The sequence below is a fragment of the Mycobacterium sp. SM3041 genome (assembly GCF_039668335.1).
In the GTDB taxonomy this organism is placed as follows: Bacteria; Actinomycetota; Actinomycetes; order Mycobacteriales; family Mycobacteriaceae; genus Mycobacterium.
The window spans coordinates 50,627-75,536 of record NZ_JAYXBQ010000037.1; the positions used below are offsets into that span (position 1 = coordinate 50,627).

15 protein-coding genes are annotated in these 24,910 nt (G+C 66.6%); 4 read left to right on the forward strand and 11 right to left on the reverse strand.

What is annotated here, in order from left to right; all coding sequences use genetic code 11:
• Window positions 1–58: 58 nt before the first annotated feature.
• Both glgC and VXD91_RS09485 read left to right on the forward strand, forming a co-directional pair.
• Window positions 59–1,303, forward strand: a complete 1,245-nt coding sequence (gene glgC / locus VXD91_RS09480) for a glucose-1-phosphate adenylyltransferase (RefSeq protein WP_244872733.1) — start codon at window positions 59–61, stop codon at window positions 1,301–1,303.
• A gap of 32 nt (window positions 1,304–1,335) precedes the next feature.
• Window positions 1,336–1,713 carry a WhiB family transcriptional regulator gene (locus tag VXD91_RS09485; RefSeq protein WP_212807511.1) on the forward strand — a complete coding sequence of 126 codons (378 nt, stop codon included), beginning with the start codon at window positions 1,336–1,338 and terminating at the stop codon, window positions 1,711–1,713.
• A 31-nt stretch (window positions 1,714–1,744) separates the two neighbouring features.
• Here the strand turns inward: VXD91_RS09485 and VXD91_RS09490 are convergent, their stop codons facing one another.
• Window positions 1,745–2,671, reverse strand: a complete 927-nt coding sequence (locus tag VXD91_RS09490) for a LysR family transcriptional regulator (protein ID WP_346415251.1) — start codon at window positions 2,669–2,671, stop codon at window positions 1,745–1,747.
• A gap of 46 nt (window positions 2,672–2,717) precedes the next feature.
• Here VXD91_RS09490 and VXD91_RS09495 point away from each other — a divergent pair, with 46 nt between their 5' ends.
• Window positions 2,718–3,482, forward strand: a complete 765-nt coding sequence (locus VXD91_RS09495; protein ID WP_346415252.1) for an SDR family NAD(P)-dependent oxidoreductase — start codon at window positions 2,718–2,720, stop codon at window positions 3,480–3,482.
• A gap of 13 nt (window positions 3,483–3,495) precedes the next feature.
• Here VXD91_RS09495 and VXD91_RS09500 read toward each other — a convergent pair whose 3' ends face one another.
• The 5 genes from VXD91_RS09500 to VXD91_RS09520 form a co-directional block, all read right to left on the reverse strand.
• Window positions 3,496–4,893, reverse strand: a complete 1,398-nt coding sequence (locus VXD91_RS09500) for a nitrate/nitrite transporter (protein ID WP_346415253.1) — start codon at window positions 4,891–4,893, stop codon at window positions 3,496–3,498.
• 114 nt (window positions 4,894–5,007) lie between these two features.
• Complete coding sequence (gene narI, locus VXD91_RS09505; RefSeq protein ID WP_212807517.1) at window positions 5,008–5,751, reverse strand: respiratory nitrate reductase subunit gamma; 744 nt, start codon at window positions 5,749–5,751, stop codon at window positions 5,008–5,010.
• Window positions 5,748–6,434: a nitrate reductase molybdenum cofactor assembly chaperone gene (narJ, locus tag VXD91_RS09510; RefSeq protein ID WP_346415254.1), complete on the reverse strand. Its 687-nt coding sequence runs from the start codon at window positions 6,432–6,434 to the stop codon at window positions 5,748–5,750. The genes narI and narJ overlap by 4 nt, the downstream gene beginning before the upstream one ends.
• A complete protein-coding gene (gene narH / locus VXD91_RS09515; protein ID WP_346415255.1) occupies window positions 6,431–8,026 on the reverse strand; it encodes a nitrate reductase subunit beta in 1,596 nt (531 codons plus the stop codon). Before narH ends, narJ begins: the two co-directional genes overlap by 4 nt.
• Before the next feature lie 12 nt (window positions 8,027–8,038).
• Complete coding sequence (locus VXD91_RS09520; RefSeq protein ID WP_346415256.1) at window positions 8,039–11,713, reverse strand: nitrate reductase subunit alpha; 3,675 nt, start codon at window positions 11,711–11,713, stop codon at window positions 8,039–8,041.
• A gap of 548 nt (window positions 11,714–12,261) precedes the next feature.
• On the opposite strand from VXD91_RS09520, the gene VXD91_RS09525 reads away from it, so the two are divergent.
• Window positions 12,262–13,500 (forward strand): DUF222 domain-containing protein, encoded by a 1,239-nt coding sequence (locus tag VXD91_RS09525; protein ID WP_318983982.1) that lies wholly within the window; start codon window positions 12,262–12,264, stop codon window positions 13,498–13,500.
• 117 nt (window positions 13,501–13,617) lie between these two features.
• Here VXD91_RS09525 and VXD91_RS09530 read toward each other — a convergent pair whose 3' ends face one another.
• From VXD91_RS09530 to VXD91_RS09550, 5 genes are all read right to left on the reverse strand, one after another.
• Window positions 13,618–14,544, reverse strand: a complete 927-nt coding sequence (locus VXD91_RS09530) for an alpha/beta fold hydrolase (RefSeq protein WP_346415257.1) — start codon at window positions 14,542–14,544, stop codon at window positions 13,618–13,620.
• Window positions 14,545–14,700: 156 nt separating this feature from the next.
• The gene (locus VXD91_RS09535) at window positions 14,701–16,275 is read right to left on the reverse strand and encodes an acyl-CoA carboxylase subunit beta (RefSeq protein ID WP_346415258.1); all 1,575 of its coding nucleotides are present in this window, start codon (window positions 16,273–16,275) and stop codon (window positions 14,701–14,703) included.
• Window positions 16,276–16,285: 10 nt separating this feature from the next.
• Window positions 16,286–21,724 (reverse strand): polyketide synthase Pks13, encoded by a 5,439-nt coding sequence (gene pks13 / locus VXD91_RS09540; RefSeq protein ID WP_346415259.1) that lies wholly within the window; start codon window positions 21,722–21,724, stop codon window positions 16,286–16,288.
• A gap of 45 nt (window positions 21,725–21,769) precedes the next feature.
• Window positions 21,770–23,653: a long-chain-fatty-acid--AMP ligase FadD32 gene (gene fadD32 / locus VXD91_RS09545; protein WP_212807530.1), complete on the reverse strand. Its 1,884-nt coding sequence runs from the start codon at window positions 23,651–23,653 to the stop codon at window positions 21,770–21,772.
• Between the two features lie 219 nt (window positions 23,654–23,872).
• Window positions 23,873–24,886 carry a cutinase family protein gene (locus tag VXD91_RS09550; protein WP_318983985.1) on the reverse strand — a complete coding sequence of 338 codons (1,014 nt, stop codon included), beginning with the start codon at window positions 24,884–24,886 and terminating at the stop codon, window positions 23,873–23,875.
• Window positions 24,887–24,910: the final 24 nt, after the last annotated feature.

Genomic DNA, 24,910 nt, shown 5'->3' on the forward strand with positions numbered 1-24,910 from the left:
GCAACAACTTTCGCCAATCCATGAGTTCACCAGCCGTCGCCCGCTGCCCAGAAGGAGAATGCACATGGCCGATCCGAAAATCCTCGGTCTGGTCCTGGCCGGAGGCGAAGGCAAACGGCTGTCCCCACTGACACTCGACCGAGCCAAGCCCGCGGTGCCGTTCGCCGGACTGTACCGACTCGTCGACTTCGCGCTCTCGAATCTGGTCAACGCCGGCGTACTGCGGATCGCCGTCCTCACGCAGTACAAGAGCCACAGCCTCGATCGCCACATCACCACGACGTGGCGAATGAGCAGCCTGCTCGGCAACTACGTGACTCCCGTACCCGCCCAACAGCGTCTGGGCCCGCAGTGGTACACGGGTTCGGCCAACGCCATCCACCAGTCACTGAACCTCATTCACGACGAAAAGCCCGATCTCGTTGCGGTTTTCGGCGCCGATCACGTGTACCGCATGGACCCGCGGCAGATGATCAAGCAGCACCTCGACGGTGGCGCCGGCGCCACCGTCGCCGGAATCCGGGTGCCGCGTGGCGAGGCGAGTGCCTTCGGCGTGATCAAAACCGCGGGCGACGGACGGCAGGTCGAGGCGTTCCTGGAGAAACCCAGCGACCCGCCGGGCCTACCCGACGCCCCCGACGAATCGTTCGTCTCGATGGGCAACTATGTCTTCTCGACCGAGGTACTCATCGATGCGCTACATGCCGACGCCGCCGACGAGTTCAGCAAGCACGACATGGGTGGCGACATCATGCCGATGATGGTCGAACAGGGCCGCGCCCAGGTCTACGACTTTCAGAGCAACCAGGTCCCGGGCACCCATGCCGAGAACAGCGGTTACTGGCGCGACGTCGGAACGTTGGACTCCTACTACGACTCCCACATGGACCTGTGCGCCGTGGTCCCGGCTTTCGACTTGTACAACAGCGCGTGGCCGATCCTGACGCACATTCCGCCCCACCCACCGGCGAAGTTCGTCCACGATGATGGCGACCGGGTCGGCCGCGCCGTCAACAGCGTCATCTCCAACGGCGTGATCATCTCCGGCGCGCTGGTCCGAGAATCGGTCCTGTCACCTGGTGTTCGCGTCGAGGAGCACGCCACGGTGGACCGCTCGGTGATCCTGGACAACACCGTGATCGGCGCACATGCCTTGGTCCGCAACGCCATTGTCGACAAGAACGTCGTGATTCCGGCCGGCGCCCAGGTCGGCGTCGACAAGGAGCATGACAGGGCACGCGGCTTCGTCATCTCCGACGGCGGGGTGACGGTCGTCGGTAAAGGCCAACGGGTCACCGCATGACCAACAACCGAGTAGGAAGCAGGAGGTAGAACATGATCGGGAAGCGAACCGCGTTGCCACTGCCCGCACCGGCGATCCGGCCGGTGGCCGACGAATGGGAATGGCAGGAGTCTGCCCGTTGCCGCTCAATGGATTCCAGCGTCTTCTTTCACCCCGACAACGAACGGGGCCGGGCGCGTAGACAACGCGAACAACGCGCCAAAGAGATTTGTCGCCAATGTCCGGTGAAGGCCCCGTGCGCCGCCTTTGCACTGCTGTCCGGCGAGCCGTACGGCATCTGGGGTGGCGTATCTGAATCCGAACGTCTTGCTGCGCTGGGTATTTCAGATCCGCGCGCGGCCGGAAACCTGAGTACGTCGAAGCGCCGGGAGGCCCGACGCGCCGGACTGGCTGCTGCGAGCGGTGAATAGGAATAGCGCCACACCGCCGGGAACACTGAACTCACTCGTGGTCGGTGACGGCACTGCGCACGCACTCCCGCAGCCACTGGTGGCGACGATCGAGTTCGAACGCAGGATGCCAGATCATCCGGTAGGGCATCGTCGCGATCTCGGCCGGCGCGGGCAGCAGGCGTAGTTCAGAGCCGGCGATCCAAGCGTCGACAAATCGACCGGGAAGTGTTGCCACCAAATCGGTTCCATGAAGCATCGGAAGCGTCGCGGTGTGATACGGCACCGTGACCACCGCCCGGCGGACCCTGCCCAGCTCCGCGATGCGGTAATCGATATCGGGCTGCACCCCATCCGCCACGTCCACGACCACGTGGCCGAACTCGAGATACTCCTCAAGGGTTATCGCGCCTCGCGCCGCCAGCGGATGCCCTTCGGATACAACGCACTTGAAGTGCTCGGTGACGAGCTGAGTGGCGTTCAGATCGTCCGGCGTGTGGCCCCCGTAGAGCCCCAGATCGACCGCGCCACGGCGGATCTGATCCTCGATCCCGTCGGGGCGCCAGCTGCGGAAACGTATTGTCGTGCCAGGTGACTGCGATCGGATCAAGCGTGCGATGGCAGGGCCGTAGGTGTGGACAGCGTAGTCACTCCCGGCGATGTGGACCGGCTGCGTTGACGCGCCGGGATCGAACTCCGCTGGCGCCAGGAGGGTTTCGAGCAGCGGTATCAGCGTGGTGAGCTGGCGGTGAATGTCCTCGGCACGGGCCGACAGCCGGAATCCGTCCGGATCGCGAACCAGCAGCGGGTCATCGAGCAGTCTGCGCAGCCGCTGCAGGGCGCGGCTCATGGCAGGTTGGCTGAGCCCGATTCGGGACGCCGCGCGCGATACCTGCCGTTCCTCGAGCAGTGCGACCAATGGTGTCAGCAGATTCAAGTCTGCCCGCTCGGTATGCGTCGTGAGCATGCCAAACATCATAGATATGCATGTGACAAATGGGCGGCGCGCGAGCAGGCTTGGAGCCATGAAGATTTCCGGCAACACCATTTTCATCCCGGGTGCCACGAGCGGCATCGGCCTCGCGTTGGCAATCGCTCTGCGGGACAAAGGAAACAACGTCATCATCGGTGGCCGACGCGAACAGCTGCTCCGCCAGATCACCGCCGAACATCCCGGGATCGATGCGGTCCGTATCGACACCGCGGACCCCGACAGCATCCAGGCCGTGGCCACTCAGGTGCTGGCCGAGCATCCCGATCTGAACGTGGTGATCACCATGGCCGGGGTGATGAAGATCGAAGACTGGCACGCACCGGAGAGCTTCCTGGCTGCAGCAGAATCGACCATCAACACCAACGTGCTGGGCACGATCCGGCTCATCGCCGCATTCATCGAACATCTGCAGACCCAACCCGCTGCCACTGTCATCACCGTGTCGTCAGGGCTGGGATTCACCCCGCTTAAGGTGACTCCGAGCTACAACGCCTCCAAAGCTGCCATCCACCTGCTGACCGAGACGCTGCGGCTGCAATTCGCCGGTTCCCCGGTGGAATTCAAGGAACTCCAGCCGCCCGCGGTCCGGACCGACCTGGTGCCCGGGCAGCGCGACAGCGAGTGGGCCATGCCGCTCGAGCAGTTCGTGACCGAAGTCGTCGAGATCCTCGAGAACCAGCCGGCTGCCGATGAGATCCAGGTCGAGAACGTCAAGTTCTTACGCTATGCCGAAGTGCGCGGTGAGTACGACCATGCGGTGGCCGTTCTCAACTCTGCTGACCCGCACAGCAACTGACCGGACGGCCGACTCAGGCCACGCCGACCGCTTCGGCCGGCTGGGCGGGTTCGATTACAGGCAGCGGGGTCCGGATGTAGCGCGTCCAGGTCAGCGTCAGGGCGGCGATGTAGAAGGTGACGAACACCCAGAACGCCGCGGTGGCAGAACCACTCGACAGGTAGGACTGCCGCAACGCCAGGTTGATGCCCACACCTCCCAGCGCGCCGATGGCACCGGCGAAGCCGATGAGGGCGCCGGACATCCCGCGGGACCAGTTCTGCCGGTCGATCTTGCTGCCCACCACCGAGTGGCTGCGGGCCTCGAAGATCGACGGGATCATCTTGTAAACCGAACCGTTGCCGATACCCGACAAGATGAACAGCGCGACGAAGCCGATGATGAAACCGGTCAGGCTGGCCGCGTCGACGGCACCGCCGGTGTGGTCGTGGTAGGTCGACACCGAAATCAGCAGTGCGCCAAACACGATCATGCCGGCGAAGGCTGCCACGGTCACCCGGGCACCGCCGATGCGGTCGGCGAGCTTGCCACCGTAGACCCGGGCCACCGAACCGAGCAGCGGACCCACGAACGCGATCTGAGCCGCGTGCAGCGCCGCCTGCGCGGCACTCTGGCCACCGGCGACGAAGTTGATCTGCAGGACCTGGCTGAAGGCGAACGAGAAGCCGATGAACGAGCCGAACGTCCCGATGTACAGGAAAGCGATGCTCCAGGTGTCCGGCTCGGTCAGGATGGCACGCATCGCCCCGGAGTCGATTCGGTGCTGCGCAAGGTTGTTCATGAACAACGCGGCACCGATCGCGGCGACAGCCAACAGGACCAGGTAGATCGCGCACACCCAGTGGGGTGCGCGGTTACCCGCGACGGCGATCACCAGCAGGCCCACCACCTGAATGGCCGGCACACCGAGATTGCCTCCGCCGGCGTTGATTCCGAGCGCCCAGCCCTTGAGTCGCTGCGGGTAGAACGCGTTGATGTTGGTCATCGACGACGCGAAGTTGCCACCACCGAGACCGGCGAGTGCCGCACACACGAGATACGGCCACAACGGAAGCCCCGGATGCGCCAGCAGCCACATGCTGCCCAGCGTCGGAACGAAGAGCACGAGCGCGGAGAAGACGGTCCAGTTGCGGCCACCGAAGGTCGCGGTCGCCATCGTGTACGGGATGCGCAGGCAGCCACCCACGAGAGTCGCGGTGGCAGCCATCAGGAACTTGTCCCCGGCGGTGAAGCCGTACACGGACTGCGGCATGAACAGCACCATGACCGACCACATGGTCCAGACCGAGAGCCCGATGTGCTCCGCGATCACCGACCAGATCAGGTTCCGCCGGGCGACATTCTTGTTACCGGCCTCCCAGGCAACGATGTCTTCGGGGTCCCAGTCAGTAATGGTTCGAGATCGAAACATGTTGCAAACCTAGAATTTTCATGTTTCCCCGAGGCTCCGAGCGATGACCCGGCGGTGACAATTCACTCACCCGCCGGCGTGTCATCGTGTGAGGCGTCGACGCAGCAGCAGGACCTAGACCCAGCGACTGCGAGGAGGCGGCGCCTGCGGCGTCACCCAGGCCTTCGCATAGCGACTGTTGCTGGCGCGCTGCGGGTCCCGGCTGCGGTAGACGACGTACGGCCGCACCAGGTACCCGACCGGGGCGCTGAACATGTGCACCAGCCGCGTGTAGGGCCAGATGCCGAACAGCGTCAGGACGATGAGCACGTGCACCTGAAAGGACAGGGGCGCTGTCGACATCAATTCGGGCGTCGGGTGCGGAGTGAAAAGACTCCGCAGCCAAGGGGATACGGTCTCCCGGTAGTTGTATGCCGACACCACGTTGCCCAGGGTGTTGACCATGCCGGTGACCAGTGCGCCGACCAGCAGCAGGTACATGAGCTTGTCACTGACGGTGGTGGCAGCGCGTACGGCGGGCACCGTCGTACGGCGGTACAGCAGGATGGCGGCGCCGGCGATCACCGCGAACCCCGCCGGCGCACCCATCCCGATCGCCATCAAGTGATAGGTGTGTTCGGAAATGCCGATAGCCGAAGTCCACGATTCCGGGATGAGCAGGCCGACGACGTGTCCGCCCAGCACGCCGAGGATGCCGAAGTGGAACAGCGGGCTGCCGAGCCGCAGTAGTCGGCTCTCGTAGATCTGCGATGACCTTGTGGTCCAGCCGAATTGGTCGGTCCGGTAGCGCCAGATGTGCCCCAACACGAACGACGTGAAGGCGATGTACGGCAACGTCATCCACAAGAGGTTGGTCATCGTCTGCCTCCAGTCATGGCGGGATCCATCATCATCGGATCGATGCCGAACGGGTCCAGGCCGACGTCCTCCTCTGGCGGGCCGTCGGCGGCGAGTTCAGTGATGCGCCGACGATCGGCGGTGTTGATCGGCGGCAGGGTCGCCAGGACCGCGGCCAGCAGGTCGGCATACGGAGAACCGCTGTCCTGCAACGACAGCCGCAACAGCTCGAGAACCGGCACGTGCTCGGCCAGGAGTCGTTCACCGCGCGCCTGGTCGACGGTGGCGGCGAATTCCAGCACCAGCGGCAGGTAGTCGGGCAGCTCTTCGTCACCGATGGTGATGTCCGCCTGCCGATAGGCGTGCTTGAACCGCAGCAGCGCCATCCCTCTCTTGCGGGTGTCGCCGTAGGCGTAATACGTCAGGTGCAGGCTCGCCCGTCGGCGCATGTCGAACGTCTCGACGTACCGGGTGGCGCGCTCGGTGGCGTTGGTCTCGCAGAAGTACCACAGGAAGTCGGTCACGTGAGTGCGGATCGGCTCCGGCAGTTCACCTGCGGCCGCAGCCAGTTCGTCGGTGAGGGCGCATGTTTCGGCGGTCGGGTAGTCGAGCAACAGCGCCGTGATGCGCCATACCAGCCGTTGCTGGTGCTCGGACAGGTCCGGACCGGTCGCCGTCCGGCGCCCCAGGGACAGGAGCTTCATCGGCTCGGCACCAGCCCGTCGGGGCTGCGGCCGTCCCAGTTGAGCAGGTTGACCCGTGTCGGATCGTCCTTCGGCACAGCACTGTTGGTGTCGACGAGGTGGAACTTGTCGGCCATCGCGTCGAAGGCCGACATTCCCGGACCACCGTCACCGTCGAGGCTGCAGCCGGTGGCGATCGCGTCGAGTCGGTGCGCGTCGGAACCCGCACCGCTCGGAATGACGTATCGGTCTTGGTATTTGGCGATGGCCAGCAGCCGGTACATCGACTCGATCTCCTCGCCGGTGAGTCGCACCGACTCGGGGATGGTCTCGTCGAACTCCTCGCCGAGGTTGGCCGACCGCATGTAGGCGCGCATGGCGGCCAGTCGCTGCAAGGCCGCCCGGACGGGCCCGACCTCCCCCGCGGTGAACAGCTCGGCGAGGTACTCGATCGGGATCCGCAGCGTGTCTATGGCGCCGAACAGGTTGTTCTTGTTCTCGCCGTCGTGGCCGGTTTCCTTGAGGATGTCCACCACCGGCGACAACGGCGGGACGTACCAGACCATCGGCATGGTGCGGTATTCCGGGTGCAACGGCAGCGCCACCTGGTAATCGACGATCAGCCGGTAGACCGGTGAATTCTGCGCAGCCTCAATCCATTCGGGCGAGATGCCGGCGCGCTCGGCCTCGGCGACCACGCGCGGGTCGTGCGGGTTGAGGAACACCCCGAGCTGCGACGGATACAGATCCTTGTCATCGGTGACCGACGCCGCTTCCAGCACCTTGTCGGCGTCGTAGAGCATCACACCGATGTACCGCAGCCGGCCGACGCACGTCTCGGAGCAGACCGTCGGGATACCCACCTCGACACGGGGATAGCAGAAGGTGCACTTCTCGGCCTTGCCGGTCTTGTGGTTGAAGTAGATCTTCTTGTACGGGCAGCCGGTGACGCACTGGCGCCAGCCGCGGCACTTGTCCTGGTCCACCAGGACGATGCCGTCCTCGGCGCGCTTGTAGATGGCGCCCGACGGGCACGCCGCGGCACACGCCGGGTTCAGACAGTGCTCGCAGATCCGCGGCAGGTAGAACATGAACGTCTGCTCGAATTCGAGCTTGACCTTCTGGGTGACCTCTTCGACCTTGGCCAGCAACGGATCCCGGCCCACCTGCTCGGGTCCGCCGCCGAGATCGTCGTCCCAGTTGGCGCCCCAGGTGACCTTGGTGTCCTGCCCGGTGATCAGCGACTTGGGCCGGGCCACGGGCGTCGTGTCCATCAATGGCGACGACAGCAGGTTGTCGTAGTCGTACGTCCACGGGTCGTAGTAGTCGCTGACCGTGGGCAGGTCCGGATTGGCGAAGATGTTCAGCAGCCGCTTGAACCGCGAGCCCGATCTGAGCGTGAGCTTGCCACGCTTGTTGAGCGTCCACCCGCCCTTCCAGCGCTCCTGGTCCTGGTACTGGCGCGGATAGCCCTGTCCGGGGCGGGTTTCCACATTGTTGAACCAGACGTATTCGACACCGCTGCGGTTGGTCCACGCCTGCTTGCAGGTGACGCTGCAGGTGTGACAGCCGATGCACTTGTCGAGGTTCATCACCATCGCAAGTTGCGCCATGACTCTCATAGGTCAGTACTCCACTTCTTGCGAACGGCGACGGATCGTCGTCACCTCGTCGCGCTGATTACCCGTGGGGCCGTGGTAGTTCAGTGCGAAGGACTGCTGGGCATAGCCGCCGATCAAGTGCGTGGGCTTGATCATGATGCGGGTCAGGGCGTTGTGAATACCGCCGCGTTTGCCGGTCTTCTCGGTACGCGGCACGTCGACCGCCTTGTCCTGGGCGTGGTACATGAAGACCAGGCCCTCGGGCATCCGGTGGCTGACGATCGCGCGGGCGTTCACCACACCGTTGCGGTTGGTGCACTCGATCCAGTCGTTGTCCTTCACCCCGATCTTGGCGGCGTCGACATCCGACATCCAGATCGCCTGTCCACCACGGGAAAGCGTGAGCATGTACAGGTTGTCCTGGTACGCCGAGTGGATGGACCACTTGGAGTGCGGTGTCAGGTAGCGGACGGTGATGCCACCACTGGTGTCACCGACGGCCGGCTCGTCGAACAATGCGGTCATGTCCAACGGCGGGCGGAACGTCGGCAACTGCTCCCCCATCTCGTCCATCCAGTCGTGGTCGAGATAGAAGTGCTGGCGCCCGGTGAGGGTGTGCCACGGCTTGAGCCGCTCGGTGTTGATGGTGAAAGGTGAATAGCGCCGGCCACCGGTTTCGGACCCCGACCACTCCGGCGAGGTGTTGACCGGCATGGGCCGGGACTGGGTGTCCGCGAAGGTGATTCGCTTGCCTTCGTTCTCCGCGGCCAGGTCGACGAGTTCGGTTCCCGTCCGACGCTGCAGCGCCTCGAAGCCCTCCACCGCCAGGCGGCCGTTGGTGGTGCCGGACAGCGCGAGGATGGCTTCGGCCGCGTGCGTGTCCTTGGCCAGCGACGGTCGTCCCGCCGCGACGCCACGATCGGACACTCCGTTGACGCCGGCCAGGTACTCGACTTCGGCATCGGGGTGGGTGGTGACGCCCTTGACCGTCAGACCCAGCGTTTCGACGAGGGGGCCGAGCGCGGCCATCTTGTCGGCCAACGCCGGGTAGTCGCGTTCCACCGTCACCAGGCGCGGCATGGTCTTGCCCGGAATTGGTTCACATTCACCGGCTTTCCAGTCCAGGACCCTTCCGCCGGGCTGGGCGGTGGCGTCGGAGCTGTCGTGGGCCAGCGGCATCGCGACGATGTCCTTGCGCTTACCCAGGTGCTTCTCGGCGAGCCAGGAGAAGCCGCGGGCGATCCGGTGAAAGGCGTCGAAGTCGGTCTTGGTCTCCCACGGCGGCGAGATGGCCGGCGAGAAGGCGTGGACGAAAGGATGCATGTCGGTACTCGAGAGGTCGTGCTTCTCGTACCACGTCGCGGCCGGGAGCACGATATCCGAGTACAACGTCGTGCTGGTGTTGCGAAAGTCCAAGGACAGCAACAGATCCAGCTTCCCTGCCGGTGCCTCGTCGCGCCAGCGCACATCCTGCGGATGTACGCCGTCCTCATCACTGGCCGCCACGTTGTTGTCGGCGCCCAGCAGGTGCTTGAGGAAGTACTCGTTGCCTTTCGCCGACGAGCCCAACAGGTTCGACCGCCACACCGTCAGGCAGCGCGGGAAATTCTCCGGAGCATCCGGGTCCTCGCAGGCGAACTGCAGGTGCCCGGACTTCAGGCCGTCCAGCACATGCTGCGCCGCGTCCTTACCCTGACGCTCGGCTTCGTCGGCCAGATCCAGCGGATTACGGTTGAACGTCGGGTAACTCGGCATCCAGCCCAGCCGGCTCGCGAGAGCGATGTTGTCCGCAGCGGTGCGGCCCGCCAGCGTGCCGGTGGCGAGCGGTGAGGTCATCGGCTCGGTGGTGAACCTGTCGTAGCGCCACTGGTCGGTGGCCAGGTACCAGAAAACGGTGCCCTGCATCTGGCGCGGTGCGCGCTGCCAGTCCAGCCCGAATGCCAGTGTCCCCCAGCCTGTTACCGGACGACACTTCTCCTGGCCGACGTAGTGTGCCCAGCCGCCGCCGTTGACGCCCTGACAGCCGGTGAGCATCACAAGAGACAGGAACGAGCGGTAGATCTGATCCGAATGGAACCAGTGATTCGTGCCGGCACCCATGAGGATCATCGAGCGGCCCTTGGAACGCTCTGCGTTGTCGGCGAATTCGCGCGCGATACGCTCCGCGGCCTGCGCCGGCACGCCGGTGATGGCCTGCTGCCACGCCGGGGTGTAGGGCTCGGTGGCGTCGTCGTAGCCGGCGGGCCAAGTGCCCGGCAGACCGTCACGGGCCACGCCGTACTGGGCCAGCATGAGGTCGAAGACCGTGGTGACACACTGTCCCGCAACGATTCTGGTCGGGACCCCGCGTTCCAGGACGCCGGGCTGGTCGGTATCGAACCGAGGGAGTGCAACGGTAGCGACATCATTGGCGCCACCGTGCAGCGTGAGGAGGGGGTCGACCCCCTGCAGGTCCAGGTTCCATTTTCCTTCACCGGAGGCGGTGAAGCGGTGGCCCAGGGACCCGTTCGGCACCACCGGGGTGCCGTCGGCGTCGAGCAGTACCGGCTTGGAGACCGCGGCTTCCGTGTCCGCGTGTTCGCCGCCGAGATCCGCTGCGGTGAGAAACTTTCCGGGCACCAACCGGCCGTCACGCTCGGTCAGAGCGACCAGGAACGGCAGGTCGGTGTACTTCTTGACGTAGTCGGTGAAGTACGGGGTGTTCTTCTCGACGAAGAACTCCTTGAGGATTACGTGGCCCATCGACATCGCGAGTGCGGCGTCGGTGCCCGGGTGGGCCGGCAGCCATTCGTCGGCGAACTTGGTGTTGTCGGCGTAATCCGGCGACACCACAACGACTTTCTGGCCGCGGTAGCGCGCCTCAGTCATGTAGTGCGCGTCGGGCGTGCGCGTGACGGGGACGTTCGAGCCCCACATGATGAGGTAGCCGGCGTCGAACCAGTCGGCGGATTCGGGGACGTCGGTCTGGTCACCGAACACCTGCGGCGATGCCACCGGCAGGTCGGCGTACCAGTCGTAGAACGACAGCATCGACCCGCCCATGAGCGAAATGAACCGTGCCCCAACGGCATGACTCACCATCGACATGGCGGGAATCGGTGAGAAGCCCGCGACACGGTCCGGGCCGTAGGTCTTGACGGTGTAGACGTGGGCGGCCGCGGCGATCTCGGCGGCCTCCCACCACTCGGCGCGGACGAAGCCGCCGCGGCCGCGCGCCGACTTGTAGGCCTTGGCCTTCACCGGGTCCTCGACGACGTCGGCCCAGGCCAGCACCGGGTCCTGCAACCGTTCCTTGGCTTCGCGGTAGTAGTCGAGCAGGAGACCCCGGACGTACGGATAACGCACGCGCGCAGGCGAATACGTGTACCAGGAGAAGGACGCGCCACGAGGGCAGCCGCGCGGCTCGTATTCGGGCTTGTCGGCGCCGATCGACGGGTAGTCGGTTTGTTGCGACTCCCAGGTGATCACGCCGTCCTTGACGTAGATCTTCCACGAGCACGAACCGGTGCAGTTGACGCCATGCGTGGAGCGCACCACCTTGTCGTGGGCCCAGCGGTCGCGATAGAAGTCGTCCGCCGAGCGCCCGCCGACCTTGTGGATCGTGCGCTGGTCCCCGGAGATCTCGCCGCGGTGAAAGTACTTGGACAGTCGCAACAACGCATCGCCGGACGTCGCCGGGCTTCCTGCCAACTCGGCCACAAAGCCCTCCTTTCGAGCCGTCGAAACATGAGGCTAGAACCGGCCGAACGACTGTCAAAAGAACGCACAGAACCCCTCTGAGCCTGTGCGACCGCGTTAACAGGGCTGTCATGTCCTGAAACAGACGCGATTTCGGCATCGTGGTTTCTACCTGCGAAGATTCGCCCGTCAGGACTGACGCGCAGCAGCCGGTGTGCGTCACCCGTCACATTGCCGCGGCCGTGCGCCCCGGATTTCTTATCAGCGCGGTAACAAACCGGAGGCGGTGCCCGGAACGGTAGATCCCCTTCCACAGACAACCCTCACGCGCGATTCCGCCGCCTACAAAATCGACGTACACCACGCCTTCGGACGGGCTCTGGCCATCACCGCCGGGCGAGTCAACCATCATCACCGGCCTACTCGGTGAGGTCCTCGCCGAATACACCGACCCGCACCCGGCCTACGCCCGGCAACCGTCGGCCGCGCTCGCCGGTGTCCTGAGACCTCACCACAAAAATGCGAAAACCCACCGTTGCGAGTCGAACATATGTTCGATATAGTGTGTTATGGGAATCGCACCGGAACTCACCACCAGCCTCGACACCCTCCGCGGCGTGCAGGTCCCCGACGACATGCCCGCGGGCGACATTCTGGAGGCGCTGCCGTACGTGGTGAAGCTGCGCAATGTGATCGATCATCTGGCAGCGATGGTGACCGGGGTGCTGGATCGCCGCGGGGTCGCGGCCGCGCAGGGACGGACGTCGCGGGAGGTGTTGATGGCGTTGGGGTGTGCCCCGTCGGTGGCACAGCGACTGGTGCGTGTCGGCGGCGCGTTGCCAATGTTGCCGACCCTCGCTGCGCACGCTCGCGATGGGGCGATCTCCGGTGAGCATGTGGATGCGATCGTCAAAGGCATCAACCACATCCAAGCCCGCGCACCCGGTGAGGTGGACGAGGAGACCCGGTTCGCGCAGGTGACCGATCTGTTGGGGCAGTTCTTCTCCGGCGCCACCCCCGCAGACATCGACAAACGCGCCCGCCGGCTGGGCAACCGGGTCGCCGCCGCCGAAGGGGGCCTGCCGGCCGCCGAGGATCGGTCGGTCAACACCGTCGAGCACCGCGTCACCTCCGATGGTCGGGTGCAGGTGCGCGCGGACTTGGACGTGGAGGTGGGCGCCAAGCTGGTCGCAGCGATCGAGGAACACTCGGCACCGCGGCCAGAACCCGACGGCACCCCCGACACCCGCACGGCGGGCAGGCGGCGGGCCGACGCGCTGGAAGCGGTGCTGGACATCGCCGCCCGCGGCGGCGACACCGCGTCCGCGCCGCGCACCCAACTGCTGATCACCGTGCCCGCCGACGCCCCCGACCTGGCCACACTGGAATTCATCGGATCGATCAGCACCATGACCCTGGAACGAATCTGCTGCGACACCACCGTCACCACCATGATCGTCGACGGCGAACACGTACCCCTCGATATGGGGCGCGAGAAACGCCTGTTCCCGGCGCACCTACGCAAAGCGCTCTATCACCGCGATGAATGCTGCATCAAATGCGGCGCCCCACCCGGACGCACCCACGCCCACCACATCATCCACTGGACCCACCACGGTGAGACCTCACTAGCCAACGGCTGCCTGCTGTGCCCAGCCTGCCACGCCAACGTCCACCACGACGGCTGGGACGTCGTCATGGGCCTGGACAAACACCCCTGGCTCATCCCACCCGCGGCCGTCGACCCACACCGAAAACCCATCCCCGCATACAACCGCCGCACCATGCACCTCGACACAGCCGCCTAACACGCAAAGCATTGCGCACCTTGACAACTCAATAGAGAACCTGGCCCTCATGTTCGCGCGGCGGGTCGAATTCGCATCCGCCGCGCGAACATCACGGCTCGCCAATTTCGGCAGCGCCTAGGGTGTCCCGATGAAGTCGACGCCGGCGGTGATCGCCGGGCGATGCCGCAGAATCCGGTAGTGGGCCAGCCGGCCCAGGCCCTTCGTGGTCTCGAGCCGCGCGCCAGGCCACACCTCTGCGATCTCGACACTGGACGAGTAGGGGCTGTCCGGATCATCCGGATCGTGGATGAGCAGTAGCGGCCGGTCGCCGGCGTATTTGGCCGACGCGGTGATGTCGGTGCCCAGCAGCGGCATGCCGAGCCGTCGGTCCAGGCGCCGGTGCAGGCGGTCCCGGATCCGCGGCCCGAAGTTGTGGCGTTCGGCGAAAGCGTCCAGGTACCAGGTGAAGTCGCCCATCGGGGCGAGGAACACCAAGCGCCCCGTCTGCGCACCGCGCGCCGCGGCCAGCGCCGCCGCCTTTGCACCCAGCGAATGACCGACTACGGCGTGCGCCGGCCCGTGCTGAGCGATGACGGCCCGCACTGCTTCCGCGCACTCGACGATGGTGGTGCGGCCCGGCGCCAGTGCCCCCGGCTCCGAATCGTGGTGGCTTGGGAGGTCGAACGCGATGACCCGATACCCCGCCGCGACAAGGGGTTTGACGAAAACCGCCATATGCGCCCGGCACCCGCCCCAGCCGTGTACCAGGTAGACCAACGGGCCCGAACCCCACGACTGCCCGGCAATGCGGTGGCCGTCCCACGACGCTTCAAACGGCGCGCTGTCCGGCAGACCGGGCGGCATCTTGGTGCTCAGGTCGACGTCCGGAACCGTGCACCACAATTCGGTGGCCCAGCGCGCTCCGATCGCGGGCGCAAACCGCTCCAGCCACCAGAAGGCCCGACGCGTTCGGGCCGGGACCGGCGGGAGCACACCGGCATCGGTGTCGGTCACCGCTTCGCCGCTTCGAGCCTGACCGGCACGCGATTCCGTCAATGCCATGCGTCAACCACCTTGGTACGAAGAGTGTCATCCTGCGACGACCGTCGCTGACGGTCTGGCACTACCCACGACGGCCCCATCGCAAACATCGGCCACCAGACGCAAATGTCCCCCAAACACTGTGTGTCGGGGGACATTTGAGTCAGCTCGCGCGAATCAGAGTGGCGTCAGGCCGTGCTTGCGGGCGATGCGGTCGTGCTTCTGCTTGTCGCGCAACAACTTCAGCGACTTGCGCAGCAGCAGCCGGGACTCGTGCGGCTGGATCACGGCATCGATGTAGCCACGCTCTGCCGCGGTCCACGGAATCGCCATGTTGGCGTTGTAGCCCTCGATGAAGTCCGCCTTGATCTTCTGCACCTCGGGCGCATTCGGATCGGGGAAGCGCTTCACCAGCAGCTGCGCCGCACCCTGGGCACCGATCACCGCGATGCGTGCGGTCGGCCAGGCGAAGTTGAGGTCGGCCGACAGCTGCTTCGAGCCCATGACGGCGTAACCACCGCCATAGGCCTTGCGGATCACGAACGTCACCTTCGGCACGTCGGCCTCGACGATGGCGTTGAAGAAGCGGCCACCGCGCTTGATGATGCCGCCGGTCTCCTCGGCGACACCCGGCAGGGCGCCAGGGGTGTCAACGACGAAAACCAAAGGCAGGTTGAAGGAGTCGCAGAACCGGATGAACCCGGCCGCCTTGTCCGAGGCCTCGTTGCCGATCGCGCCCGCCATGAACAGCGGCTGGTTGGCAATGACACCGACCGGCCTGCCGTCGACCCGCGCGAACGCGGTGATCATCTCCGGAGCGCGCTGGTCGGCGATCTCGAAGATGTCGCCGTCGTCGAACATGCGCAGCAGGATGTCGTGCATGTCGTAGCCGGCGTTGTCGGCGTCCGGCACGATCTTGTCCAGCTCGAAGTCACTCGGCGTCAGCTCGGGCTCGAGGCCCGGGTTGACGATCGGCGGGTCGTCCCAGGTGTTGGCGGGCAGGAAGCTCAGGTAGTCACGGACGTACTGGAAGGCGGCGGCCTCGTCCTCGACGACCTTGTGGATGTTGCCGCGCTGCGCCTGGATGTCGGCGCCACCGAGCTCGTCGAAGGTCACGTCCTCGCCGGTGACGTCCTTGATGACGTCCGGGCCGGTGATGAACATGTAGCCCTGGTCGCGCACCGCCACCAACAGGTCGGTCTGGATCGGCGAGTACACCGCACCACCGGCGCACTTGCCCAGGATGATCGAGATCTCCGGCACCGTGCCGCGCAGCATCTCGTGGCGGCGGCCGAGCTCGGCGTACCAGGCCAGCGAGGTGACGGCGTCCTGGATGCGGGCGCCGGCGGAGTCGTTGATGCCGATGATCGGGCAGCCGACCATGGCCACCCACTCCATCAGCTTGGCGACCTTGCGGCCGAACATCTCGCCGACCGAGCCCTGGAACACCGTCTGGTCATGGCTGAACACCGCGACCGGGCGGCCGTCGATGGTGGCGTGGCCGGTCACCACACCGTCGCCGTACAGCGCGTTCGGGTCGCCGGGCGTCTTGGCGAGCGCGCCGATCTCGAAGAAGCTGCCCGGGTCGACGAGCGCGTGGATGCGGGCGCGGGCCGACGGAATGCCCTTCTTGTCGCGCCGCGCCTTGGCCTTCTCGTCACCGGGATCGGCTGCCAGCTCCAGCTTTCGGCGAAGCTCTGCGAGCTTCTCTGCCGTCGTGGCAGGGCTGCGCTGTTCGGTAACTTCAGTCACGGTTCTCCTACTACTTCCCGGCCTGGATCTGGTTGATGGCCTGGCTCATGTGCGCCCCGACCTTGGCAATGTACGGCTCATCGATGGCCTGGATGTGCTCGCCGCCGATATTCACGACCTCGAGATCGGGCGCGAACTCACCCCAACCGCCGTCGGGCTGACGGGTCGCGTACGCAGGTTCGAACACGATCGCGTCGTCGTGGTAACGGTCCGCCATGTAGAGCACGACGTGGCCGTCATACGGCTGGATGTCGATGGTGTCCAGCGCGCGGTTGTCGAGATACGACGTGCGCTGGTGCTCGATGATGCCGCCCGGGATCTGCACGCCGCTCTGCGCGACGATGTCCAGAACGAACTTCACCTGGCCCTCGTCGTCGAGCTTCTCCAGCTCCTCGTACGGAATCTCCGGAATCTCGACGTTGAAGGTGCGCTCGGCGAAGCGGGCATAGCGATCCCAGCGGGCTCGCATACCGGCCTGGCTCTTGTCGATCGGCGTGCCGGGTCGCACACAGTCGATCAACCCGACGTACTGCACATCGGCACCGGCCTGCTTGAGCCCGATGGCGCACGCGTACGCCAGCGCCCCACCCAGCGACCAACCGGCCAGCACGAACGGGCCCTTGTGCATCTCCAGCAGCTTCGGCACGTACTCGGCGGCGCGCTCCTCGATGGAGCCTTCGACGCGTTCGATGCCGTAGACCGGGATGTCCTCGGGCAGGCGCTTCAACAGCGGCTCGTAGACCACCGTCGAGCCACCGGCCGGGTGGAAGACGAACAGGGGTACCTGCGACCCACCTTCTTTCGGTGCCCGCAGGGTGCGGACGAAGCCGTCCACCACGCCGTCTTCCAGCTGATCACGCACGATCGTGGACAGCTCTTCGATCGTCTTGGCCGTCCGCACCTGCTCGACCGTCACGATGCCCTCGGCGCGCTCGGAGAGCCGCTCGGACAGCTTGGTCGCGGTCGCGTCGTCGACGGCCGGCAGCTCGTTGAAGATGCCACCCGGCGACTTGCCGGTGACGATCGCCCACGTCGCGAAGGTGACGCGCTCAGCCGCATCGCGCGGCGGCACGTCGGCGCCGAGCGCCTCGGTGACCGCCTCCTGCGTGAGGACCTTGGCGGCAGCCGCCGCAGCGGTCGCCTGGCTCGGTCCGGCCGGTCCCGACGGGTTGGTCGGCGGCGGCGGGACGGCCGCCGGGCCGGCAGGGTTCGTCGGGGGCGGCGGAACCTCCAGCGCGACAGCGGAGTCCGTGGCGATCTCGGCCGCCGCCGGCTTGTCGTCGTCCTTGTCGGCCAGCGGGTGCCCGGCCTCGGCCAGCTTGGCCTCCAGCTCGGCGACCGTCGTCGCGCCACCCATCAACTCGGCCTGCGCGGCGGCGATCTCCTCGGCCGTCTGCCCCTTCTGCGCCTCGGCAAGCTGGCCGACCTCATCGCGGTGCTCGATGGCGTAGTGGATCAGCTTCTCCACCGCGTACAGGTTGGCGTCACGCACCGCGGTCAGCTGGATCGGCGGCAGGTCGAAGTCGTACTCGACGCGGTTCTTGATCCGGACCGCCATCAGCGAGTCCAGACCCAGCTCGATCAGCGGGACCTCCCACGGCAGGTCCTCGGGCTCGTAGCCCATGGCGCCACCGACGATGGCACCCAACCGGTCCGCGACGGTCTCGCCGGAATCCGGCGACCACTTCTTGAAACCGGCGGCCAGCCCGGCGCCCGCGGTCAGGTTGTCCTGCAGGATGGCGGCGTCGTCTTCGGGTTCCGGTGCGGCGGCGGCGGTTTCGGCCACCGATGCGCCGACGGCGGCCGGCAGGGCCGTACCACCCATGGCGACCGGCAGGGCCGCACCGTCACCACCGCGGGTGACGACGGCGTCGTACACCAGGGTGAAGGACTCGCCCATGCGGGCGTGCACCTGCACCGTGCCGCCACCGGGGTGCCGGGTCAGCGTGGTGACCAGGCGCGCGCCCTCACCCGGGATGGCACGCTGCTCGTAAGCGGTCAGCGCCGCATCCGGAAGCACCTGCGCCGCAGCGGCTTTCACCAGCTTGGCCAGCGCCGCGGCGTCGACCTCGCCGCGCGGGGCGTACTCCCACACGTGCCGGCCGTCCGGGGTCGCGACGTGGCTGCCCGGCTCGATGGCCGAGCTGTCGGCGGTGAAGTGCGCGTCCAGCCAGTGCGGCTTGCGCTTGAAGCGCGTCGGCGGGATGGGCGCGTAGTCGACGGCCGGGTTCTCGGCCGGCGAGAACAGCGTCCGGAAGTCGAGGTCGTGGCCGTGCACGAACAGCTGGGCCATGGCGTTGGTCATCGAGTCGACCTCGTCCTGCTTACGGGCGAGGGTCGGGATCAGCTGACCGTCATGCAGGCCGGCCGACATCGTGGTGAGCCCAACCTGCATGAGCGCCACCGGGTTCGGCGCGAGCTCGAGGAAGGTGGTGTGCCCGTTGTCGACGGCGTTGCGGATGCCGTGGGTGAAGTAGACGCTGTGGCGCAGCCCCTTCTTCCAGTACTCGACATCGTGGATCGGCTCCGCGCCGGCCCGGATCAGCTGACCCTCGTGCACCGTCGAGTAGTAGGCCGTCTGCAGCGGGCGCGGTTCGATGCCCTGGATTTCCGCGGACAGCTCACCGAGCAGCGGGTCCATCTGCTGCGTGTGGCTGGCGCCCTTGGTCTGCATCTTGCGGGCGAACTTGCCCTCGGATTCGGCGCGGGCGATGATCGCGTCGACCTGCTCCGGCGGACCGCCGATGACGGTCTGGGTCGGGGCGGCGTAGACGCACACCTCGAGGCCCGGGAAGTCGGCGAAGACCGTCTTGATCTCCTCGGCCGAGTACTCGACGAGCGCCATCAGGCGGATGTACTCGCCGAACAGCATGGCCTCGCCCTCACCCATGAGGTGCGCACGCGAGCAGATCGTGCGGGTGGCGTCGGCCAGCGACAGGCCACCGGAGAAGTAGGCCGCGGCCGCTTCACCGAGCGACTGGCCAACCACCGCACCGGGTTTCGCGCCGTGCGCCTTCAGCAGCTCGCCGAGCGCGATCTGCAGCGCGAAGATCACGGTCTGGACGACCTCGATCGGGTATTCGCAGGTCTCGTTGGTGTAGTCGATGGCGTCGTCGAGGATCAGCTCGACGACCGAGTAGCCGCGCTCATCCTGGATGAGCGCGTCGACCTTGTTGATCCACTCCGCGAAGATCGGGTCGTTCAGGTACAGGCTCTTGCCCATCTTGCGGTGCTGCGCACCGAAACCGGCGAGCACCCACACCGGGCCGTTGGTGACCGGGCCATCGGCGGCCAGCACCAGCGGGCTCTGCTTGCCCTCGGCCAGGGCCCGCAGACCCTTGACCGCTTCATCGTGGTCGTGCGCGAGAATCACTGCGCGCGAACGGCCGTGGTTGCGCCGGGACAGCGAGCGGCCGATGGACTCCAGCGAGTAGGACCGGCCCACCTCGCTGTCGATCCAGTCCGCCAGCTCAGCGGCAGCCGACTTCTTGCGCGAGGTCAGGAAGCCTGAAACCGCAAGCGGCACAATGCGCTTGACCGGCTCGGCCGCCTCCAGTTCAGCGCAGCCGGCCTCGATCAGCTCCAGCGCCCGCTCGGTCAGGCCGGGGAGCTCGGGCTCGTCGTCGGTCCCGTAGCCGTAGAACTCGGCGTCACCGCGCGTGTCGTTGTCGTCGTCGATGAACTCGCCGTACTCGTCCATCTTGACGCCACCGACGTAGACGGCGCCCGCATCCGAGGCCGGCTTCTCCTCGGCCACAACCTCTTTCGGCTCCGGCTCGACGAGGTCGCTGGGCAGCACCTGACGCATGACGATGTGCGCGTTGGCGCCGCCGAAACCGAAACCGGAGACGCCGGCGATGGCGTGACCGCTGTAACGCGGCCAGTCCGACAGCTCGGCGTTGACCTTGAGGTGTTCCTTGTCGAAGTCGATGTACGGGTTCGGGCCCGCGTAGTTGATCGACGCCGGCAGCTTGTCGTGGTACAGCGCCAGCGTCATCTTCGCGACGCTGGCCGCACCGGCAGCCGACTCCAGGTGTCCCACATTGGATTTCACGGCGCCCAGCAGTGCCGGCTTGTCGGCGGCGCGGCCACGGCCCACGACGCGGCCGAGTGCGTCGGCCTCGATCGGGTCACCCAGGATGGTGCCGGTGCCGTGCGCCTCGATGTAATCGACGGTCTTCGGGTCGACGCCGGCGTCCTTGTACGCCTTGCGCAGCACCGCTTCCTGCGCGTCGGGGTTCGGGGCCAGCATGCCGTTGGAGCGGCCGTCGTGGTTGATGGCCGAACCGGCGATCACCGCGAGGATCTCGTCACCGTCGCGACGGGCGTCGGCGACGCGCTTGAGCACGACCATGCCGCCGCCCTCGGAACGGGCGTAGCCGTCGGCATCGGAGCTGAACGACTTGATGCGGCCGTCCGGCGCCAGGACGCCGCCGACCTCGTCGAAACCGACCGTCACCATCGGGGTCACCAGGGCGTTGACGCCACCGGCGAGCACGACGTCGGCTTCACCCGACCGCAGCGCCTTGACGCCCTCGTGGATCGCGACCAGCGACGACGAACACGCGGTGTCGATGGCCATCGACGGCCCGCGGAAGTCGAAGAAGTACGACACCCGGTTGGCGATGATGGAGCTCGCGGTGCCGGTGATGGCGTACGGGTGCGTGATCGACGGGTCGGAGACCGACAGGAAGCTGTAGTCGTTGGTCGAGCTACCGACGAACACGCCGACCGACTCGCCGCGCAGCGACGACGCCGGGATGCGGGCGAACTCCAGTGCCTCCCAGGTCAATTCGAGCGCCATCCGCTGCTGCGGATCGATGTTGTCGGCTTCCATCTTGGCCAGCGCGAAGAACTCGGCGTCGAAGCCCTTGATGTCCGACAGGTAGCCACCGCGGGTGCGGGCCTTGGCCACGCGCTCGGCGATCCGGGGCTCGGACAGGAACTCTTCCCAGCGACCCTCGGGCAGGTCGGTGATGGCGTCGCGGCCTTCGACCAGCGCCTGCCACATCTCGTCGGGCGTGTTCATGTCACCCGGGAAACGGGTGGCCAGGCCGACAATCGCGATGTTCATCGCGTCGTCGTCGGCGTCGCGGGACCAGTCCTCGGCGTTCGCGGCGTCCGTGTCCTCCTCGGGCTCGCCCTCGACGATGACCTGCGCCAGCGACTCGATGGTCGGGTGCCGGAACGCCACCGTCGCGGTCAGCGTGACACCGGTGAGGTCCTCGATGTCGGACGCCATGGCGACCGCGTCGCGAGACGCCAGGCCGAGCTCGACCATCGGCACCGACTCATTGATGGAGTCCGCGGGCTGACCGGTGGCATTGGCCACCCAGTTGCGCAGCCACTCCCGCATCTCCGGCACGGACATGCCGTTAGCCCGAGCGGGAACCTGCCCCTCCTGCGGCGAAGTGTCGATTTCGTTCGAATTGTCTTCGGTGTCAGTCATTTTCACTGTTCACTTTCGCCGCCGGACAGGGGAGCCGGGTGTGGGTCAGTTCAGATCGTCGGGGAAGGCGTTGGCCACCTTGCCGCTGCGCAGCGTGCCGTCCAGGTACGCCGCACGGGTGGCCCGGCGGCCGATCTTGCCGCTGGAGGTGCGCGGGATGGCGCCGGCCGCGGTCAGCAGCACGTCGCGCACGGTGACGCCGTGACGGACCGCGATGGCGGCCCGGATGTCGTCGACGATCGGCTGCGGTTCGAGCTTGTGCGCGCCCGGGGCGCGCTCGGCGACGATGACCAGCTGCTCGGAGCTGTCGTCGGGATCGCGCTTGAGGCCCGAGTGGGCGTCGGCGAAGACCTCGTCGGGCAGCTGGTTGGCCGGCACCGAGAACGCCGCGACGTAACCGACGCGCAGCGCCTTGCTGGCCTCCTGCGCCGAGTACTCGAGGTCCTGCGGGTAGTGGTTGCGGCCGTCGATGATCACCAGGTCCTTGACGCGGCCGGTGATGTACAGCTCGCCGTCGTGGTAGGCGCCGTAGTCGCCGGTGCGCACCCAGGTGGCGTCGTCGGCCGCGCCCTCGGCGTGCGACGGGCTGGTGCGCGACTTGAGGGTGTTCTGGAACGTCTCGACGGTCTCCTCGGGCTTGCCCCAGTAGCCGGTGCCCATGTTGGCGCCGCTGATCCAGATCTCGCCGATCTGGCCGTCGGGCAGCTCGGTGGCGGTCTCGGCGTCCACGATGACGGCCCATTCGTCGACACCGACCTTGCCGGCGCCGGCCTGGGCGACAGCCTTCGGCGAGTCGTCCGGAACCACCACGAAGGTGCCGGTGTTGAGGGCGTCGCGATCCACCGACACGATGGTCGGCTCGTCGGCCGACGGCGTGGTCGACACGAACAGCGTCGCCTCGGCCAGGCCGTAGGACGGCTTGATGGCCTTGGCGGGGAAGCCGAACGGACCGAAGGCCTCGTTGAACCGCCGCACCGTCGCCGCCGAGATCGGCTCGCTGCCGTTCAGCACGGCCTTGACGTTGGAGAGGTCGATCTTCTCCTTGGGCACGCCACGGGCGGCGGCGTGGTCGAACGCGAAGTTCGGGGCCACGGAGATGGTGCCGCCGGTGTCGCCTTCCTTGCGGGCGAGCTCACGGATCCAGCGCTCCGGCCGACGCACGAAGGCCGCCGGGGTCATGAACGTGAAGCTGTGGCCGATCATCGGCGCGAGCAGCGCGGTGATCAGGCCCATGTCGTGGAAGAACGGCAGCCAGGACAGGCCGCGGTCGCCCTCTTCGCCCTCGAGGGCCTCGACGACCTGCACCACGTTGGTGGCCAGGTTCAGGTGGGTGATCTGCACGCCCGTCGGGATGCGGGTCGAACCCGACGTGTACTGCAGGTAGGCGATGGTGTGCTCGTCGACGTCGTCGAATGGGATCCAGGTGACGGCGACCTCGTCCGGCACGGCGTCGACGGCGATGACACGCGGACGTTCATTGGCCGGGCGGCTGCGGAAGAACTTGCGGACGCCTTCGGCGGCGGCAGTCGTGGTCAGGATGGCCGACGGCTTGCAGTCGTCGAGCACGGCGTGCAGGCGGCCGACGTGGCCGGGCTCCGACGGATCGAACAGCGGCACGGCGATGCGGCCGGAGTACAGGACGCCGTAGAACGCCACGAGGTACTCGAGGTTCTGCGGGCACAGGATTGCGACGCGGTCGCCCACCTGGGTCACCTGTTGCAGCCGCGCGGCCACGGCTTTGTTGCGCGCGCTGAACTGCGACCAGGTCAGGTCTTTGGCCTCGCCGTCACGCTCCGTGGAGAAGTCCAGGAACCGGAACGCGAGCCGGTCCCCACGGACCTTCGCCCAGCGCTCGACGTGCTTCACGATGCCGGCGCCGTCCGGGAAGGTGATCTTCCCGTTCTTGACGAACGGGTTGTGGAACGCCATCAAAATCTCCTGTTCACAGCCTGCCGCGCTGGTTACGTCGTATGCGGCCAGTCACGCCAAATCCCGGCAAATGGTACCGGGCAGTAGCGATATGCCACCCCAAGATGCCCAGTCAATGATAAGACCGTGCTCTTAGCTATCTCTTAATGTTAGGTGACGCGAATTCGCAGGCCAAATCGCCCCGCCGGTTTTGTACTCGCCAGTAGCCAACAAGCGATGTCAGCCGTGTTTGGGGTGCGGCGCGTTGTCGACGAGGTCCTTGGCCCAGTTCAGCGTCCACTGTGTGGAGGTCTGCCCGTCAAGGCTCCAGAACTGCGGCGTGTTGTACAGCGCGTGCACCGGTCCCGCGGCGCTGCCCGACAGCGTGGCGAGCGTGCTGGGCAGGTTGACGACGTTGAACGCCTCGGTCGGCGCGGCACAGATCAGGTCGCCCTTTCCGCAGATCTCGTTGACCCGGTCGTTGAGCGCACCGAAGCCGCCGACGCGCGGTCCCGTCATGTTCAGCCCGAGCATGCCGAGCGGCAGTTCGTGCAGCGTGATCTCGGCGCCCTGTCCCGGCGGGTTCGGACCGATGTCCTTGCCGACGTTGGGCTGGCGCCGGCCGTCGGCGATCAACGTCACGCCGAGCACCAGGTCCTGGTCGATGGGTCCGCGGCCGTTGCCGATGTCACTGGCGATGTCGCCGGCGATCACCGCGCCCTGCGAGAAGCCGATGATGACGAAGCTCGTCAGCGGGCAGCGGTTGTTGATGTCCGTGATGGCCTCGACGGCCTTCTTCTTGCCCTCTTCGCGGCTGTCGTTGTACGACATCTGGTTGTCCGCGGCCAGCGGGTTATGGAACTGCGCGGTGTAGGGCACCGTGTACTGCGCCAACCGGTCGGCGCCGAACTGCTGGCCGAGCGGGTTGCTGACGTTCAGCAGCAGCGCGATCGGGAACGACGGCGTCGGGTTCAGCGGGTCGAGCGCCCGTGAGGACTCCCAGGTGCCCGGGATCGAGATCAGTTGCACATCGGGGCAGTCGGCCGACTGGTACGCCGGCCGCGGCTTGGACGGCTTCGCGCTGGGACCGGACGTCGGCGGCTGCGCCGAGGGCGGCGTCGGCCCCGGGATCTCACCGGGCTGACGCAGCCACACCACGATCGCGAACGCGACCACGATGACCAGCAGTGCCACCGCACCCGCCGCGGCAATGGCGAGGATGCGATGGCGGCGGCGGCGATTGTTGGTGGCCATGTGGTGTCAGGTCTCCTGCGGGCT

Bases quoted from the DNA above. Each gene is read 5' to 3' on its own strand.
- glgC (WP_244872733.1), top strand. From the start codon at position 59: ATGCACATGGCCGATCCGAAAATCCTCGGTCTGGTCCTGGCCGGAGGC.
- VXD91_RS09485 (WP_212807511.1), top strand. From the start codon at position 1,336: ATGATCGGGAAGCGAACCGCGTTGCCACTGCCCGCACCGGCGATCCGG.
- VXD91_RS09490 (WP_346415251.1), bottom strand. From the start codon at position 2,671: ATGATGTTTGGCATGCTCACGACGCATACCGAGCGGGCAGACTTGAAT.
- VXD91_RS09495 (WP_346415252.1), top strand. From the start codon at position 2,718: ATGAAGATTTCCGGCAACACCATTTTCATCCCGGGTGCCACGAGCGGC.
- VXD91_RS09500 (WP_346415253.1), bottom strand. From the start codon at position 4,893: ATGTTTCGATCTCGAACCATTACTGACTGGGACCCCGAAGACATCGTT.
- narI (WP_212807517.1), bottom strand. From the start codon at position 5,751: ATGACCAACCTCTTGTGGATGACGTTGCCGTACATCGCCTTCACGTCG.
- narJ (WP_346415254.1), bottom strand. From the start codon at position 6,434: ATGAAGCTCCTGTCCCTGGGGCGCCGGACGGCGACCGGTCCGGACCTG.
- narH (WP_346415255.1), bottom strand. From the start codon at position 8,026: ATGGCGCAACTTGCGATGGTGATGAACCTCGACAAGTGCATCGGCTGT.
- VXD91_RS09525 (WP_318983982.1), top strand. From the start codon at position 12,262: ATGGGAATCGCACCGGAACTCACCACCAGCCTCGACACCCTCCGCGGC.
- VXD91_RS09530 (WP_346415257.1), bottom strand. From the start codon at position 14,544: ATGGCATTGACGGAATCGCGTGCCGGTCAGGCTCGAAGCGGCGAAGCG.
- pks13 (WP_346415259.1), bottom strand. From the start codon at position 21,724: ATGACTGACACCGAAGACAATTCGAACGAAATCGACACTTCGCCGCAG.
- fadD32 (WP_212807530.1), bottom strand. From the start codon at position 23,653: ATGGCGTTCCACAACCCGTTCGTCAAGAACGGGAAGATCACCTTCCCG.
- VXD91_RS09550 (WP_318983985.1), bottom strand. From the start codon at position 24,886: ATGGCCACCAACAATCGCCGCCGCCGCCATCGCATCCTCGCCATTGCC.